Raw genomic sequence first — 15,277 nt, forward strand, 5'->3', positions numbered from 1 at the left:
TCCCTTCACGCCTTGACGCTGGTGGCGACCCGTTGTTCGGGCGCCGCCATGCGTTCGTCCCAGTACCAGTAGCGGATCTCTTCGTCGCAGCGGTAGTTGACCACCTGGTGGTTGCCCCTGGCGTCCATCGCATGGATCACCACGCCGGCCAGGAAGCCGGTGCTCAGTTCCGACAGTTCTTCCACCGCCAGCTTGACCGCATCCTCGAGCGAATGCCCGAGCCGGAGCGCCAGCACGATGCTGCGCGACGTCCCGCAGCGCATCGTCATCTCGCCGGTATGGGTGCAGGCGGCGGCGCCGTAGCGGCTGTCGGCATAGAAGCCGGCGCCGGGAATCGGCGAGTCGCCCAGGCGCCCCGGATACTTCCAGGCCCAGCCCGAGGTCGAGGTCACCGCGCCGATGCCGTTCGCGGCGTCCCGCCCCAGGAACACCGTGGTGTCGCGCACCCGCTCGGGATCGGTGATGGTATTGCTCAGCGGCGCCAGCGCGATATCGGGGAAGGCCGCCAGCTGCTCGGGCGACATCTCCTTCTGCAGCCGCTCCCACCAGACCCGCTTGCTGTCCGGATGCAGCACCTCGTCGACCGCGAAACCGCGCTCGGTGGCGAAGCGCCGCGCGCCGGCGCCGGTCAGCATCACGTGCGGCAGGTGCCGCATGACTTCCAGCGCCAGCCGCGAGACGGGCAGGGTGGCCGGCACCGCGCCGACCGCGCCGACGTCGCGCGTGGTGCCGTCCATCACGCCGGCGTCGAACTCCATCTCGCCCACCATATTGGGCCAGCCGCCATAGCCGACGCTGCGCACCTTGGCCTCAAGTTCGACCCTGGCGATGCCGGCCACCATGGCGTCGACGCCGGCGCCGCCTTGCTTCAACAGGTCGACGGTGGTCTCGAAACCGGGCCAGGCTTCGGCATTCGCAAGCAGCATTTTCATAAGGGGTCTTTCATGACTTCGACATTTTGGAAAGGAATTGGGCGATGCGCGGCTGCGCTAACCCGCCGCTTGGGGCGAAGAACTGCGCGGTCGGCAGGTCGGCCAGCAGGCGGCCCCGTTCGAGGAACACGATGCGGCTCGAGATCTGGCGCGCGAACTCGATCTCGTGCGTCACGAACAGCATGGTGGTGCCTTCGTGCGCCAGCTTGGCCAGGATCGCCAGCACCTCGGCCGTCATCTCCGGATCGAGCGCGCTGGTGACTTCGTCCAGCAGCAGGTAGCGCGGCTTCATCGCCAGCGCGCGGCAAATGCCGACGCGCTGCCGCTGCCCGCCGGACAGTTGCGCCGGATAGGCGTCGGCGCGCTCGCCCAGGCCGACGGAGGCGAGCAGCGCGCGCGCCTCTTCTTCGGCCTGGCGCCGCGGCACCTTCAGCACCTCGACCGGCGCCAGCGTCACGTTCTGCAGCGCCGTCATGTGCGGGTACAGGTTAAACAGCTGGAACACGGTGGCGCAGGCGCGGCGCGCGGCCTGCAGGCCCGAGGGCGTATCGATGCGCTGGCCGTCGACCGCGATCGCGCCCCCATCGAGCCGTTCGAGCCCGTTGAGGCAGCGGATCAGGGTCGACTTGCCGGAGCCGCTGGCCCCGAGGATCGACACCACCTCGCCCGGCGCGATGCGCAGGTCGATGCCGTCCAGGACGGTATTGGCGCCGAAGCGTTTGACGACGCCGTCGAGTTGGATCATCCTACAAACCTTTCCATTCACTATGCGCGCGCAGGCGCGTCTCGGCACGTGCGCACACCCGGGCGATCAGGCGCGCCATCAGGTAGTACAGCACGCCGATCACGGTCCAGACCAGGAACGGCTCGAGCGTGCGCACGTTGAGGATCGCGCCCACCTTGGTGAGATCGACCACCCCGATCACCGAGATCAGGGACGTGACCTGCAGCTGGTTGATCAGCAGCCCGGTGAGCGGCCCGAAGCCGAACGCCGCCGCCTGCGGCGCGATCACCCGGCGCAGCGTCTGCCAGCGGCTGAGGCCAAACACGCGCGCCGTCTCCAGCTGCTCGCGCCCGACCGATTCGATGCTCGATGATGCGATCACGTAGATGAACGCCGCCGTATTGCCGGACAGGGTAATCAGGGCCGCCTCGACCGGCGTCAGGTCGGCGCCCAGCAGCACCGGCAAACCGAAGAACACCAGGAACAGTTGCACCAGCACCGGGGAATTCTTCAGCAGCTCGGCGAGCGCGGCGACCAGTGGCGCCAGCATCGGCGTGCGGTAGTAGCGCACCGTGGCCCAGGCAAGGCCGAGCGCCAGGCCGATGATGGTGGTCGCGATGAACAGGGCGACCGAGACGCCCAGCCCCTGCAGCAGCACGACCAGGTCATGCCAGGTGAAGCCGGAATAGCGCATCAGGCCGGCCCCCCTTGCAAATGCCGGTTCATGCGCCGGTGCAGCGCGCCGGCGGCCAGCGACACCAGGGTGGTCAACGCGAAGTAGGCCAGCAGCAGCAGAGCGTAGACCTCGAACGGCTGGAAGGTGTCCGAGGCCACGATCTTGGCCACGCCGGTCAGTTCATTGATCGTGATCGCCGACAGGATCGACGAGGTGAGGATCAGGTTGACGAACACCGCGCCCAGCGGGCGGATCGAGGTGCGCAGCGCCATCGGCAGCACGATGCGGCGGTAGATGGTCAGGCGCGACAGGCCGCTGACCTGGGCGGCTTCGAGCACGCCCGGCTCCAGCGCCAGGATGCCGGAGCGGATCACGTCCGAGGTGAACGCGCCGCCCGCCAGCGCCAGGCCCAGCACGCCCGTATTGAAGGGGCTCAGCTCCGGACCGATCTCGGGCAAGCCGTAAAACAGGAAGAACAGCTGGACGATGAACGGCACGTTGCGGAAGACATCGACGTAGAACTCGGCCACGCGCCGCGCCAGCGGCATGGCCGCGGTGCGCATCAGCGCCACCGCGACGCCGATCGCCAGAGCACCGGCCAGCGCCAGCAGGCACGCGAGGGCGGTCAGGCGGGCGCCGGCGGCGAGGTCGCCCAGATACGGCGTGATGGATGTCAGGTCGAACGGCAAACGGATGCTCCGACGGATTCAGCTGAGAGTAGAAAGTGAAACCGGTTTCACTCTGATGCGGCCGAGTTTCCCATGAAGTAATGAAAATATCAAGAGAAACGCCGGCCGTTCGGGGTGTCAGACCAGCAAGGCCGCTTTAAGAGAGGCGACTTTGCTACTGTCGGTCTGTCGGCGTCCGCCTGAATCGAAGCCGAAAGCCGCCACCTGTGGCGACGGCGCCGGCAATGGCGCCGAGCAGGAGGCATGGACGTCGGTCAGCGCCAGGCGTGAGCGCAGCAGGTTGACATTACCTGCGTTGATGCCGGCGCCGGGCATGATCGTGATGCGGCCGGCGGCGGCGGCGAAGCAGCGTTGCAGCCCGTCCAGGCCTTCCGGCGCACTCCTGGCGCCGCCCGAAGTCAGGATGCGTTCGAAGCCCAGCTCGATGGCCTGAGCGGTGGCTTGCGCCAGGTCCGGACACAGGTCGATGGCGCGGTGCAGCGTGCAGCGCAGCCCGTGATCGGACGCCCGGCGTACCAGCCGCTCCAGGGTCCGGGCGTCGAGCCCGCCGTCCGGCAGCGAGGCGCCGAGCACCACGCCTTGTAGCCCGGCGTCGGCGACGGCGTCGATCTCGTGCAGCATCACCTGCGTTTCCGTTTCGTCGAAGCAGAAGTCGCCGCCGCGCGGACGGATCATGGCTACTACCGGAACCCGGCTGGATGCAGCGATGCGCAGCAGACCGAAGGAGGGCGTCAACCCGCCAATTTCGAGTGCGCTGCACAGCTCGATGCGGTCGGCGCCGCCTTCGATCGCCGTGGCCAGGCCCTGGGCGCTATCGACGCAGACTTCCAGCGTGATCGGCTCAGGCATGTGCGCTTCCGATGTTCTCCAGCCCCAGCCAGGCTGCGCCGATCAGTCCCGGCTCCGCGCCAGCCTGGCCCGGTACGATGATCGGGGTGTCGGTCTTGCGCAGGATGGATGCGCGCACTGCCTGATCCAGGCGCGCGATCAGCGGCGCGCTGTTCGACAGGCCGCCGCCGACCGGCAGGATCGAGGCGCCGACCGTGTTGACCAGCATCGCCAGCGGCCCGCTCAGCAGGTCGGTGAAGCAGTCGATGGTGCGGCTCGCGTTCGCGTCGCCGGCCTGCCAGGCGTCGACGATCGCGCGGCTGTCGAGCGTCTGGCCGTGAAGCATCAGGTGCAGCCGCTCCATGCCGCGTGCGCCGCCGACCGTGTCCAGGCAGCCGCTCTGGCCGCAGCCGCATGGCAGGCGCGGGATGGCGACGGGGGGCGAGCCGGCACATTGCGCGGCCGCCGGGCCGTGTCCCCATTCGCCTGCGAAACCGCCGGGACCGCTCACCAGCCGGCCGCCGATCACCAGGCCGCCGCCGACGCCGGTGCCCAGGATCAGGCCGAACACGTTGGCGTGGCCGCGTGCGGCGCCGGCATTGGCCTCGGCCAGGGCAAAACTGTCGGCATCGTTGATGATCCAGACCGGCAGCCCGAGCGCGGCGGACAGGTCGGCGGCCAGCGCGCGACCGTCGATGCAGGGGATGTTGGCGCACTTGATGCGGCCATTGTCCGGGTCGACCACGCCGGCGATCGAGATGGCCACGCCGCGCGAGGCGCCGCCGGCGTCGATCAGGGCCGCCATGGCGGCGCTGAAGGCGGCGAAGTCGTGGAGCGGCGTCGGCACGCGCCGGAGAGTGCCGAGCTGGCCGTCGGCGCTCGCGACGGCGCATTTGATGGCGCTGCCGCCAATATCGAAACAGGTAATCATGGCGGAAATCATAAAGCCAACCGTGCCCGGATGGCTAGCCGCGACTGAAAAGCCCGGCGTGTTTCGTCATTGCCGGCGCAACATCGACCCGAGCGCCTCGGCCGGCAACGCGCGCGAGTACAGATAGCCCTGGCAGGCGTCGCAGCCGTGCTGGAACAGAAAGTCGCGCTGGGCCGCCGTTTCGACCCCTTCGGCCAGCACCCGCATGCCCAGCCCGCGGCCGAGCGCCAGGATGGTGCGGGCGATCACGGCGTCGTCGCGGTCGGTCAGGAGGTCGACGACGAACGAGCGGTCGATCTTGAGCATGTCGAGCGGCAGCTGCTTGAGATAAGCGAGCGAAGAATAGCCGGTGCCGAAGTCGTCCAGCGCGAAGCTCACGCCGTGGGCTTTGAGCGCGTGCATCTTGGCGATGCTGTCGCCGACGTCCTCCAGCACCGAGGTCTCGGTCAGTTCGAGCTTGAGCCGGCGCGCATCGACGCCGGCCGCCGCCACCAGTTCCAGCACCTGGTCCACGAACTGCGGATGATGCAACTGGCGCGCGCTGATATTGACCGCGATCTCGAGCCCTGCCGTGGCCGGGCTGGCGGACCAGGCCAGCAGCTGGTGGCAGGCCTGCTGCAGTACCCAGCGTCCGAGCGCCAGCACCAGCCCGGTTTCCTCGGCCAGCGCGATGAAGTCGGCCGGCGCCACCATGCCGCGCGTCGGATGGCGCCAGCGCAGCAGCGCTTCGACCCCGCTCACCCGGCCGTGGCGGTCGACCTGCGGCTGGTAGTGCAGCTCGAACTGGCTGTCGCCGTGCGCCTTGTCTTGTACTTCGCACGCGAGCAAGGCCTGGCGCCGCTCGGTGAGGTCGACCATGGCGCCGATCATGCGCGTGGCGCGGCCATCGGCGTCGCGCGAGATGAAGCCGCGGTCGAGCACGAAGGCGGGCGAGCCGTCCTTGCGCAACAAACGGTATTCGTCCTTCCACTGAGCGGCGTCGCCCGCGATCGCGGCGCGGATGTCGGCGACGACGCGGTCGCGCTCGTCCGGATGGATATGATCCGACCAGGCCTGGATCGGTCCGCAGAAATCGGCGACCGGGTAGCCGAATACCGCTTCGACGCTGTCGCTGATCCACAGCGTGTCGCGTTCCAGGTCCCAGTCCCATACCACGTCGGTGGTGGCGCGGGCGATGGTGCGGAAACGTTCCTCGCTCAGGCGCAGCGCCTCGGCCGCCCGGCGCGCCTCGCTGATGTCGCGGAAATAGACGGTGAGCCCGTCGTCGGCCGGATAGGCGCGCACTTCGGACCAGCTCCGGTACGGCGCGTAGTATTCCTCGAACACCACGGTGCGCTGCTCGCGCAGCGCGCGATGCAGTTCGCGGTAGCCGATCTGGCCCTTCAGCGCGCTGAATTCATCCCACAGCACCTTGCCCAGCAGCTCGGCGCGCGGGCGCTTGAACAGGCGCTCGGCTTCGCGGTTCAGATACGTGAAGCGCCATTCCCGGTCCAGCGTGTACAGGGCGTCGGTGATCGACTCGAGCGTGGCCGACAACCGCTCCAGCACGGACAGCCCCTGCGACGCCTGTCCCGGTTCGCGCGACCCGGCCGGGCCGTCGGCCGCGCCGCCGCGATCCGGCGGATGATCTGAACATTGGTCTGGAGCCATGAGGTGCAGGTAAGGACAGGAGGGTCGCATTGTAGACCGTCCGGCCGCCAGCCTGGTGTCCGCAAGGCCCGGCGGCCGGCCTCACGGCGCGAACACCGCGCGCACGCAGCCATCCGTCTTGTGCTTGAACATGTCGTAGCCGCGCGGCGCCTCCTCGAGCGGGAAGCGGTGCGTGGCCAGGTAGGCGGGGTTCAGTTCGCCTTTCTGCGCATGCGACAGCAGCCGCTCCATGTACGCCTGCCCATGCTGCTGGGCGGTGCGCAGCGTCATGCCCTTGTTCATGATGGCGCCCATCGGGAACTTGTCGATCAGGCCGTAGACGCCGAGCACCGACAGCGTGCCGCCCTTGCGGCAGGCCATGATGGCTTCGCGCAGCGCCTGCCCGCGGTCGGTTTCCAGGCGCAGCGCCTGTTTCACCCGGTCGTAGGCGTATTGCGGCCCGGTGCCGTGCGCCTCCATGCCGACCGCGTCGATGCAGGCATCGGGGCCGCGTCCACCGGTCATCTCCTTGAGCGTGTCCAGCACGCTGTCGACCTGGGTGTAGTCGATCGTCTCGGACCCGGCGTGCTCGCGCGCCATCTGCAGGCGCTCGGGAAAGCGGTCGATCCCGATCACCCGCTCGGCGCCCATCAGGCGCGCGCTCTGCTGGGCCATCAGGCCAACACCGCCGCAACCCCAGACCGCGACCGTGTCGCCCGGCTGGATGTCGCAAAAATCGGCGCCCATGTAGCCGGTCGGCGCCGCGTCCGACAGGAACAGCGCGGTCTCGTCGGCCACGCCGTCGGGCACCTTGAAGCAATCGTTGTCGGCGAACGGCACCCGCACGTATTGCGCGTGGGCGCCGGCATAGCCGCCGAAGGCATGGGTATAGCCGTAGATGCCGGCGGTGGTATAGCCGCCCAGCAGCGGCTCCTGCAGTTCGGGCTTGGGGTGGGTGTTGTCGCACAGCGAGTACTGCGCATGCTGGCAATACCAGCATTCGCCGCACACGATGAACGAGGGCACGACCACGCGGTCGCCTTTCCTGACGCGCTTGACCGCAGGGCCGACCTCCTCGATCACGCCCATGAACTCGTGGCCGATCACGTCGCCGGCCTTCATGGTCGGGATGTAGCCGTCGATGAAGTGCAGGTCGGAGCCGCAGGTGGTCGACAGGCTGACGCGCAGGATGGCGTCGTGGGGATTGACGATCTCGGGGTCTTTCACGCTGCCGACCCGCAGGTCGTTCACGCCGTTCCAGTAGAGTGCTCGCATGGTGTGCTCCTTCAGTGGGTGTCGGCGCGAGCGGCGGGCTGGCGCGCGGTGGTGGGAATTTCCCCGGTCTCGACCAGGTTCTTGAAGCGCCGCAGCACGCCATCGGCGGCCACGCGCAGCGGCGCGCCGCCCAGCAATTCGAACACCCACTCGCCGAGCGCGCCACCGGGCGGGTCGAAGCGCCAGTGCAGGGTGACCACGGTGCCGCGGCCAGCCGGGGCGGGGGCGAAGCGCACGGTGGCCTCGGTCGCGACGGCGCCGCCGGACAGCGTGCGCCACCCGACCGCCTGGCCGGCGTGCTCGACGCTCTCGGTCTCCCATTCGCAAACGCGGCCGAGCGGCCCTTCCAGCTTCCAGTGCAGGCGGCCCTCCGGGCCGGGGCGCACGGTGGCGAAGCCGGCCATGATCTGCGGCAGCGTGCGCGGGTCGCGCCAGGATTCGCGCAGTTCGTCGGCGCTCTTGCCGATGGTGATCGAACGCTCGACTTCGGGCGTGCCCCCCGCTTGCGCCGGTCCGGATTGCGCGCGGCGCAGCGCGCTCAGCGCGCCGGCCCCGGCGAGTGCGCCGAGCGCGAGCGCCGCTTTCTTGCGCCCGCCGAGTCCGGCGACGACGGCGGCTCCCCCGAGTGCGATCGGAATCCAGCCCAGCCCGTGCGCCGCGCCGCCGTCCGCGTCCGTCGCGGATGGTCGATCGCGGCGCGCTGCGCTGCTCCCTGGTTGAGGATAGAGTCTGCTTGCCATGTTTGAATCTCCCGTTGTCGAGTGAAGTGGGCGCGCCGGTCCGTCAGTCGCGTGGACGCGGCAGGCGCCACAGCTGGGTTGGCAGCGCCAGCGGCGCGTCGCGGTTGAAGAAGGCCGAGTCCTGGATGCGCGAGCTGGTCACGTACAGGCTGCCGTCCGGCCCTTCGCTGAAGGTGTCGGGCCAGCGCAGGCGTGGATCCTGCAGCAGCGTGCGCACGGCGCCGTTCGGACCCTGCGACAGCTTGCGCGTCTTGATCGCGTTGTCTTCGATCGCGCTGAGATACAGGGTGTCGCCGCCGCGCCCGACCCACAGGCCGTCGGTTGGTCCGACCTTGCCCCAGGGCTGCACCTGTCGTGCAAGGTCGTCCGCCGCCATGCCGGGCGTAGTCAGGGCCGCGCTGCGGATGCGGTACAAGGTACTGCCGGTGAGCGCTTTCCAGTACAGCCAGGCGCCGTCGCCCGACAGCGCGATGCTGTCGGCGGCGAACAGCACCGGCCGCCCGTCCGGATAGCGCAGCGGCTTGCCGTCGGTGCGCACCGTCACGCCTTTCTCGGGCTGGGTCGATGGATGGCCGTCCAGCACGCGGCGCGCCCGGCCGCTGGCCAGCTCGACCACGACCAGGGCGCCGCGCTGTCCGGCATCGGTGAGGAAGGCGTGTTTGCCGTCGGGCGAGAACCGCACGTCGTTCAGGTAGGAACCGGGAATCGCGACATCCTGGCCAAAGCGGATCACCTGGGTCACGCGGTCGCTGGCCAGGTCGATGCGCACCAGCTTGGGCCCGCCCGGCACCAGCCCATCCACGGCGGGCGCGGCCGGATCGACCACCCACACGCTGCCGCGGCCGTCGGCCACCACGCTCTGCACGCAGACCCAGTGTTCGCCCGGGTCGAGCTCGTCGCGGCGGACGTTGCGCCAGGCATTCCATTGCGCGTCGGGATAGGGACGCAGGCTGCCGTCCTGCATGACTTCGGCGACCGAGAGCGGCGCGTCTTCGGTCCAGCGCGGGAAGTTGACGAACACGCGTCCGCGCTCGCTGACGGTAACGCCGGTGACCTGGTGTTCGAACCGGGCCACCTGTTGCAGTACGGCGGCTCCGGTGCGGGCTTGCTCGGGCCGGGTGGGCGCCGCGGCCGGGGTTTGCGCCGGGGCCGACGTGCTCGTGAGGCCGGCGAATACGAGGGCGAGGCCGGGGACCAACAGCATGGCGGTGATTCGCATGATGCTTCCTTCAGGAAGACGGCAGCGTGGACTGCAAGAGCCCAGTGTGACCGGGCTGCGCAGCTGGCGGGGGGGCGAGGTGAATGCCGAAGGCTACATGCATACACCGCAGCCAGCAAGCGCATTTCGGAAGTTGTTGAACAGGTGGAGAAAAAGCGACTCGGCGGTTGACGCCTCAATCGAATCGCCGCTTGCGGTGAGACGAACACGTGTCTAACCTGATTCTCTTGTGCCGCCGGACCTCGCTGGTCCAGCTGCAGCCAGACGGTCCCGCGGGCGCTTTTCGCGGCCATCACGAACGACTGCCGGAACCCGTCGCCGCGTCGTTTCGTGGAGGGCTAACTATTGCCCGGCAGCTCAAGGAGTAGACCATGAAAGCTGTTGTCTATCGCGGTCCCAACCAGGTTGCAGTCGAAGACGTGCCGGACCCCAAGATCGAGCGTCCGACCGATGCCATCGTCAGGATCACCAGCACCAATATCTGCGGGTCCGACCTGCACATGTACGAAGGGCGCACCGACTTCGAGCAGGGCCGCGTGTTCGGCCACGAGAATCTCGGGGTGGTCATGGAAGTCGGTCCGGCGGTCGAGCGGCGCAGGCCCGGCGACTGGGTCTGCATGCCGTTTAACGTCAGCTGCGGCCACTGCAAGAATTGTGAACGCGGGCTGACCAACTATTGCCTCAAGGCGAACGAGCCGGGCGTGGCCGGCGGCGCCTTCGGCTTCGCCGACATGGGTCCCTGGCAGGGCGGGCAGGCCGAATTCCTGCGCGTGCCGTGGGCCGACTTCATGTGCCTCAAACTGCCGCCGGACGCAGAAGAGAAGCAGTTCGACTACGTGATGTGCGCCGACATCTTCCCGACCGGATGGCACGCCACCGAACTGGCCGGCATGAAGCCGGGCGACGCGGTGGTGATCTACGGCGCCGGACCGGTGGGCCTGATGGCCGCGCACTCGGCGATGATCAAGGGCGCTTGCAGCGTGATAGTGGTCGACTGCCATTCGGACCGGCTCCAGCTGGCCGAGTCGATCGGCGCGATCGCGATCGATTATTCGAAGGAAGACCCGGTGCAGCGGGTGATGGAGCTGACCCACGGGCGCGGCGCCGACGCCGGCTGCGAATGCGTCGGCTACCAGTGTCACGACCATCATCATCATCGCCAGGAGCGGCCCAATCTCACGATGAACAACCTGGTCAACTCGGTCAAGTTCACCGGCGGCATCGGCGTGGTCGGGGTGTTCGTGCCGGAAGACCCGAACGGCCCGGACGCGCTCGAGAAAGAGGGCAAGATCGCGCTCGACTGGGGCATGCTCTGGTTCAAGGGACAGCGCGTGGGCACCGGCCAGTGCCCGGTCAAGGCCTACAACCGGCAGCTGCGCGACCTGATCCACGCCGGCCGCGCCAAGCCCTCGTTCATCGTGTCGCATGAACTCAAGCTGGAGCAGGCGCCGGACGCCTACCAGCACTTCGACCAGCGCGACCATGGCTGGACCAAGGTGATCCTGCATCCGGGAGCGTAATGCAGCAGGGCGCTGTCCGGGATGCGACGCGCGTTCGCATCAGGAACGCGCAGCCTCCGCGGCTGTCCGGGCCGACTACGCCGGCGATCGGAATACATGGCGGTGTCATGAAGCCGGACCACGCCTTGCAGGCCAGCGCCGGTCTGCGCTTGGGCCAGCGCGAAGCTGTCGGCGTCGTTGATGACCCAGACCGTACGTTGAATGGGTCTGCTAGGTCGAATGGGTACTGACGTTAGCCGGTCAACAAACTCGATCACGTAAGGCAACCGGCACAATGCTGGCGGCTATTCGTATTCATGACCCTGCGGTGCACAGCGACCCGGAAGCGCCAAATCCGCAATGCTCAAGCCGGTTGTTCATCTTATCGTTTTACTTGGCAGGCACGTACAGATTGGTGTCAGCAAAGAGTTGTACATGACCGTATAGGAAATGACCGGAGGAGCGATCGGCCCAAAGTACTCGTACCTAAATCAGGTGACGTAATTTTCGACTAAGTGACTGAATTGTTTGGGATTCGTGCAAGAGTCATCTATTTTGAGTACTTCGGCATTTCTCTCGTCGGCAACATTGTACCTAAATATGGTGACTTAGTTGATGGGATCGAATTCAAACCTATAGATGTAGACTTAGCGCACATCCCCGCATTTTCCTTGACCTGCTAGTTAGCAAGACGTTGGCAGCACTGGGCAAATTGAAACCAGCTCAGCTTTCAAATATCCTCGCAATAGTCACCCTCCGTACGAAGTTCAAGCTTCATGGATTTAGCAAAACATCGAGCATCAATCGCATTCAATTTTCCTTATCGAAATACCAATTTCCAGGAGTAATCATAATGCTCCTTGGTAGAGCTGCCGACTCGGCTACGCCGATTTGATCCATAGTTAGTTATTGATGTCGGAAAAAGTTACTTTTCAGGTGCTTGGCGCGGAGGATCGCTACGGGACCGACCCACTGTCCTCGTAGGCATGGCAAAACCGAACCCTAGGCCAAGCAGCGTCGCCTTAAAAGTTAGTTTTGAGCGATTCGTCTAGACGTTATCTAGATAATCCGTAGTTGGTTGTTGACGTCGCAAAAAGTTACTTTTCAGGTTTGCGCGCGAAGGCGCTTTGCCACACAGATGCTCTGTCCTCGTAGAGATGGAGAAACGGCACCCTCGGGCCAAGCAACGGCGCCCTAAAAAGTTAGTTTTTGGCGAATCGACCAGGCGTTATCTAGACATCTGCCCTTACGAGCACCGCGTTCTTGTCTCGCAACTGAATATACGTGGTGCAGCCTTTGGAACACCAACGCAGATATTATCTGGGGCGGTCGTCGTAGCAGAGAAAGCAGTATCGCCAGCATTATCTAAACCCAGGGAATATTTTGCTTGCGGAATACCGAAAGCAGTTGTATAAACTGCATTCGCACTCAAAATCAGCTTCCGCCTTAAAACATGCGAGCAGCCGAAACTAACTTTGGCAGTGAATTGTATGCCCTAAGAATTCGCACAGGCGTGACGCAAGCAGACGTTGCCTCTCGTGCCGGATTGGGTAGAGGCTACTACTCGCAGCTGGAGAATTCAAGAAAGGGGCCGCCTTCGACGCTCCTCTTGTGCCGCATCGTCGAGGCGCTGGAACTGAGCGACGCTGAGTCGCACCGTTTGTTCGCTGTCGCGGTTGCAGATCGGTGCGCCGCGACTTGTCACAGTTCTGTGGCCTCGACCTCTATAGCACCACTCGTGAAGTCATTGATTCAATCGGCGCCCAGGATTACACACGAGCAAGCGGCGCGTATCGCAGCGATCCTTAAGGAGGAATAAATGTAGAAAACGACGAACCCCCTACAACTGAGATCCGCCGCTTTCTGGCCGAGATAGTATCTTCGAACGTGGAAATTCTAAGATATCGCTCTCCGGCCGGACGGTCAACTGTTGTTTTCAAAAAAGCTGCATCCGTCTATTAACTGGAGGGTAGAGCAATGGTGAAAGCAGTCTTAGAACCCGTTTGCGCAAGTGCACATGCGCGGGAAACTTTTACGCCTTTGTCCGTGATACGCAAACGCGCGGCCAAGGTATCGAATCTCTGGATCTTCGATTCCCCCAAGAACAATCGCCGCCTTACCGTGTCCGGTGACGTGCCCTTCATGCACTTGATGCTACTTGAAGGTGATACGGGCGTTGCTGGTTACGAACTCGTCGATGATCCTTTTAAAGTTGCTTCAAACAGTGATGCCGGCTATGTCAGGGTACGCAGCCGCGACGGCGCTGAGCATTGGATCGTCATAGCTCGTTCTGGGCGCTCTTCATCAGGCAAGGAAAGTGATCCCTCGATTCCGGAGGGTCTGCGAGAGAAGGCATCATCGGCCGGTGTAGAAGTTCATGCGCGCAGCGAACTTGAACTGCTTGGGAAAGAAGTCTTCCTGGACAACTGGCTCATGCTCTGCGCAATCATGACCCGTGTCAAAGCTTATCCCACGTATCGCGAAACCGAGCTGTTCTTGGCATTAATGTCTCGACATGGCGCGTTGCGCGTACAGGATGTCTTGGCCGACGCCCGGGCCGATCGGAGCATCATGCTTGCCGTGGTGGCCAGGGCGCTCCAGGAAGGCACGGTGCATACCGATCTGACTCGCCGCCTATTCGGAACTCACTCGCAACTCGACCGGGTGCGGTCATGAGTGTCCCACGTAGCCGGACCCTTATTCCTGCTGCCTTTGCGAACTTGTCGCAGTGGCCAGCACCTGATGAGGAAGTCCTGAACGAAGAAATCCTGCGTATTTACCGACCTCGTAAGCTGGCTGTCGCAATGTACGCGGACGGAGTAGCGCACGAACAGATCACAGCTGCTACGGCGATACCGCGCCAGAAGATTTTCTACCTGGTTGGCCGATGCATGGCTGGTGGTGAGGACGGCACGATCGCCGGCTTTCGTGCGCTGGTGCCTTGGAAGCGTTTGCGCGGCTACGAGCGACGTGCTCCAGTTGTCCATGAGCTAGGTGAAGGATCGGGTGGGTGTGCAGGTGCTCTATCGCAGCTGTTCGCGCGATTTCCCGAAGTGGAGCTACACATTCGGAACCGCTTTCTTGGCACTGGAGAGCGTTCGGTTCGAGTAGTTCGGATCAGCTACGCCGAGCTTCATGGTGAATTTCTTGACCAGCTACGCTCACTGGGTTTTACGTCGGAGGACTGGCCATTCAGTACGAAGAATTGCGGATACAAGTCTCTTCGGCAATTTTGTATCGGTTTGCTGAGCGAGAACGCAACGCGCTGGTTCTCGGCTCGCTCTGGAGAGGAAGCGGCGCGTCGACATGGGGTCGGTTCTGGGAGGCGCAGCCTTTTTCCGCAGCTTCGCGGCTATGGCGCCTGCCAATTAGATTTCCATAAAGTCGACGCAGCTTCAGTTCTGATCCTGGAGACCGAAGATGGCGGACGCTTGCCAGTACCGCTTGCTCGCTGGCACATCGGCTTTCTTATTGAGGAGCGATGGAATCTTGTGCTGGGCGCGTTTGTAGCGCTCGAGGGGAACCCGAGCGGGGACAGTGTGCTAGAGGTGGTCGAGTCCGCGATACGTCCACCGGCCGAAGAAAGCGATGCGGCTACTTGCCCATTAACTGTTGACGGCAAGGTTTTCCCCATACAAATCATGCCCGAGATAGCGTTCCAGGGCTTCGGCGTCCTGAAAATGGATAACGCATGGTCGAATGCGGCGACCGAAGTCGTCGATAACATAATCCGTACACTCAGTTGTGCGATCAATTTCGGTCCGGTCAAGGCGTGGTGGCGTAGGCATCCAGTTGAAAGGATTTTTGGCAAACTGAGCGAGCGTGGTTTAAAAAGACTGCCTTCCACATTCGGGTCTGGGCCAAAAGACACGCGCCGCAATAAGCCCGTCGAGCAGGCCGTGAAGTTCGAGATCACCATACGTGACCTCATTGATGTCATTTATGCCTGCATCAGAGAGCACAACGAGGAAGGGAATGAGGGTAACAATTTCTCTTCGCCGATAGGAGCGCTCCAGCATGGCTTGAATCGCTCCGATTCGGGAGTGTTTCTGCAGCCTTTACCCATTCCGGCGCAGCAAGACTTGAAGCTTCTTTGGTAATCCCCCCATTTTTAGAGCACGCTAAAAGTAGAGGT

At 64.6% G+C, this 15,277-nt stretch carries 13 protein-coding genes and 2 pseudogenes; 4 read left to right on the forward strand and 11 right to left on the reverse strand.

All coding sequences use genetic code 11. From position 1 onward, the window contains the following. Window positions 1-5 precede the first annotated feature (5 nt). The 11 genes and pseudogenes from QPK27_RS23540 to QPK27_RS23590 all read right to left on the reverse strand — a co-directional run bounded on the left by QPK27_RS23540 (window position 6) and on the right by QPK27_RS23590 (window position 9,643). On the reverse strand, window positions 6-932 hold the full coding sequence (locus QPK27_RS23540; RefSeq protein ID WP_290420605.1) for an isoaspartyl peptidase/L-asparaginase: 927 nt from the start codon (window positions 930-932) through the stop codon (window positions 6-8). A gap of 10 nt (window positions 933-942) precedes the next feature. Further along, the gene (locus QPK27_RS23545; protein WP_290420606.1) at window positions 943-1,677 is read right to left on the reverse strand and encodes an amino acid ABC transporter ATP-binding protein; all 735 of its coding nucleotides are present in this window, start codon (window positions 1,675-1,677) and stop codon (window positions 943-945) included. 1 nt (window position 1,678) lies between these two features. Beyond that, on the reverse strand, window positions 1,679-2,350 hold the full coding sequence (locus QPK27_RS23550) for an amino acid ABC transporter permease (protein ID WP_290420607.1): 672 nt from the start codon (window positions 2,348-2,350) through the stop codon (window positions 1,679-1,681). Beyond that, window positions 2,350-3,021 (reverse strand): amino acid ABC transporter permease, encoded by a 672-nt coding sequence (locus QPK27_RS23555; RefSeq protein ID WP_290420608.1) that lies wholly within the window; start codon window positions 3,019-3,021, stop codon window positions 2,350-2,352. The genes QPK27_RS23550 and QPK27_RS23555 overlap by 1 nt, the downstream gene beginning before the upstream one ends. Window positions 3,022-3,138: 117 nt before the next feature. Next, on the reverse strand, window positions 3,139-3,870 hold the full coding sequence (locus QPK27_RS23560) for a copper homeostasis protein CutC (RefSeq protein WP_290420609.1): 732 nt from the start codon (window positions 3,868-3,870) through the stop codon (window positions 3,139-3,141). Further along, complete coding sequence (locus QPK27_RS23565) at window positions 3,863-4,780, reverse strand: ROK family protein (RefSeq protein WP_290420610.1); 918 nt, start codon at window positions 4,778-4,780, stop codon at window positions 3,863-3,865. The genes QPK27_RS23560 and QPK27_RS23565 overlap by 8 nt, the downstream gene beginning before the upstream one ends. Window positions 4,781-4,846: 66 nt before the next feature. Continuing rightward, a pseudogene (locus QPK27_RS23570) lies at window positions 4,847-5,566 on the reverse strand (putative bifunctional diguanylate cyclase/phosphodiesterase); the annotation flags it as partial. A 54-nt stretch (window positions 5,567-5,620) separates the two neighbouring features. Next, window positions 5,621-6,460: pseudogene (locus QPK27_RS23575) on the reverse strand (PAS domain-containing protein); the annotation flags it as partial. Between the two features lie 51 nt (window positions 6,461-6,511). Further along, the gene (locus QPK27_RS23580; RefSeq protein WP_290420611.1) at window positions 6,512-7,684 is read right to left on the reverse strand and encodes a zinc-dependent alcohol dehydrogenase; all 1,173 of its coding nucleotides are present in this window, start codon (window positions 7,682-7,684) and stop codon (window positions 6,512-6,514) included. An 11-nt stretch (window positions 7,685-7,695) separates the two neighbouring features. Beyond that, window positions 7,696-8,424 (reverse strand): SRPBCC family protein, encoded by a 729-nt coding sequence (locus QPK27_RS23585; protein WP_290420612.1) that lies wholly within the window; start codon window positions 8,422-8,424, stop codon window positions 7,696-7,698. Window positions 8,425-8,467: 43 nt separating this feature from the next. Continuing rightward, window positions 8,468-9,643: an L-dopachrome tautomerase-related protein gene (locus tag QPK27_RS23590; protein ID WP_290420613.1), complete on the reverse strand. Its 1,176-nt coding sequence runs from the start codon at window positions 9,641-9,643 to the stop codon at window positions 8,468-8,470. A 371-nt stretch (window positions 9,644-10,014) separates the two neighbouring features. Here QPK27_RS23590 and QPK27_RS23595 point away from each other — a divergent pair, with 371 nt between their 5' ends. The 4 genes from QPK27_RS23595 (at window position 10,015) to QPK27_RS23605 (ending at window position 15,242) form a co-directional block, all read left to right on the forward strand. Next, window positions 10,015-11,163 carry a glutathione-independent formaldehyde dehydrogenase gene (locus QPK27_RS23595; protein WP_290420614.1) on the forward strand — a complete coding sequence of 383 codons (1,149 nt, stop codon included), beginning with the start codon at window positions 10,015-10,017 and terminating at the stop codon, window positions 11,161-11,163. A gap of 1,432 nt (window positions 11,164-12,595) precedes the next feature. Then, window positions 12,596-12,961, forward strand: coding sequence for a helix-turn-helix domain-containing protein (locus QPK27_RS25555; protein ID WP_109343494.1), 366 nt, complete (start codon window positions 12,596-12,598; stop codon window positions 12,959-12,961). A gap of 158 nt (window positions 12,962-13,119) precedes the next feature. After that, entirely contained in the window at window positions 13,120-13,818 is a 699-nt protein-coding gene (locus QPK27_RS23600; protein WP_162819335.1) for a hypothetical protein, read from the forward strand. After that, on the forward strand, window positions 13,815-15,242 hold the full coding sequence (locus QPK27_RS23605) for a hypothetical protein (RefSeq protein ID WP_290420615.1): 1,428 nt from the start codon (window positions 13,815-13,817) through the stop codon (window positions 15,240-15,242). Before QPK27_RS23600 ends, QPK27_RS23605 begins: the two co-directional genes overlap by 4 nt. Window positions 15,243-15,277: the final 35 nt, after the last annotated feature.

This window comes from Massilia sp. YIM B02443, from assembly GCF_030411955.1.
GTDB lineage: Bacteria > Pseudomonadota > Gammaproteobacteria > Burkholderiales > Burkholderiaceae_D > Telluria.

What these genes read in the sequence shown, in the direction of transcription:
- QPK27_RS23540 (WP_290420605.1), bottom strand. Translation starts at nt 932, where the DNA reads ATGAAAATGCTGCTTGCGAATGCCGAAGCCTGGCCCGGTTTCGAGACC.
- QPK27_RS23545 (WP_290420606.1), bottom strand. Translation starts at nt 1,677, where the DNA reads ATGATCCAACTCGACGGCGTCGTCAAACGCTTCGGCGCCAATACCGTC.
- QPK27_RS23550 (WP_290420607.1), bottom strand. Translation starts at nt 2,350, where the DNA reads ATGCGCTATTCCGGCTTCACCTGGCATGACCTGGTCGTGCTGCTGCAG.
- QPK27_RS23560 (WP_290420609.1), bottom strand. Translation starts at nt 3,870, where the DNA reads ATGCCTGAGCCGATCACGCTGGAAGTCTGCGTCGATAGCGCCCAGGGC.
- QPK27_RS23565 (WP_290420610.1), bottom strand. Translation starts at nt 4,780, where the DNA reads ATGATTACCTGTTTCGATATTGGCGGCAGCGCCATCAAATGCGCCGTC.
- QPK27_RS23580 (WP_290420611.1), bottom strand. Translation starts at nt 7,684, where the DNA reads ATGCGAGCACTCTACTGGAACGGCGTGAACGACCTGCGGGTCGGCAGC.
- QPK27_RS23585 (WP_290420612.1), bottom strand. Translation starts at nt 8,424, where the DNA reads ATGGCAAGCAGACTCTATCCTCAACCAGGGAGCAGCGCAGCGCGCCGC.
- QPK27_RS23590 (WP_290420613.1), bottom strand. Translation starts at nt 9,643, where the DNA reads ATGCGAATCACCGCCATGCTGTTGGTCCCCGGCCTCGCCCTCGTATTC.
- QPK27_RS23595 (WP_290420614.1), top strand. Translation starts at nt 10,015, where the DNA reads ATGAAAGCTGTTGTCTATCGCGGTCCCAACCAGGTTGCAGTCGAAGAC.
- QPK27_RS25555 (WP_109343494.1), top strand. Translation starts at nt 12,596, where the DNA reads ATGCGAGCAGCCGAAACTAACTTTGGCAGTGAATTGTATGCCCTAAGA.
- QPK27_RS23600 (WP_162819335.1), top strand. Translation starts at nt 13,120, where the DNA reads ATGGTGAAAGCAGTCTTAGAACCCGTTTGCGCAAGTGCACATGCGCGG.
- QPK27_RS23605 (WP_290420615.1), top strand. Translation starts at nt 13,815, where the DNA reads ATGAGTGTCCCACGTAGCCGGACCCTTATTCCTGCTGCCTTTGCGAAC.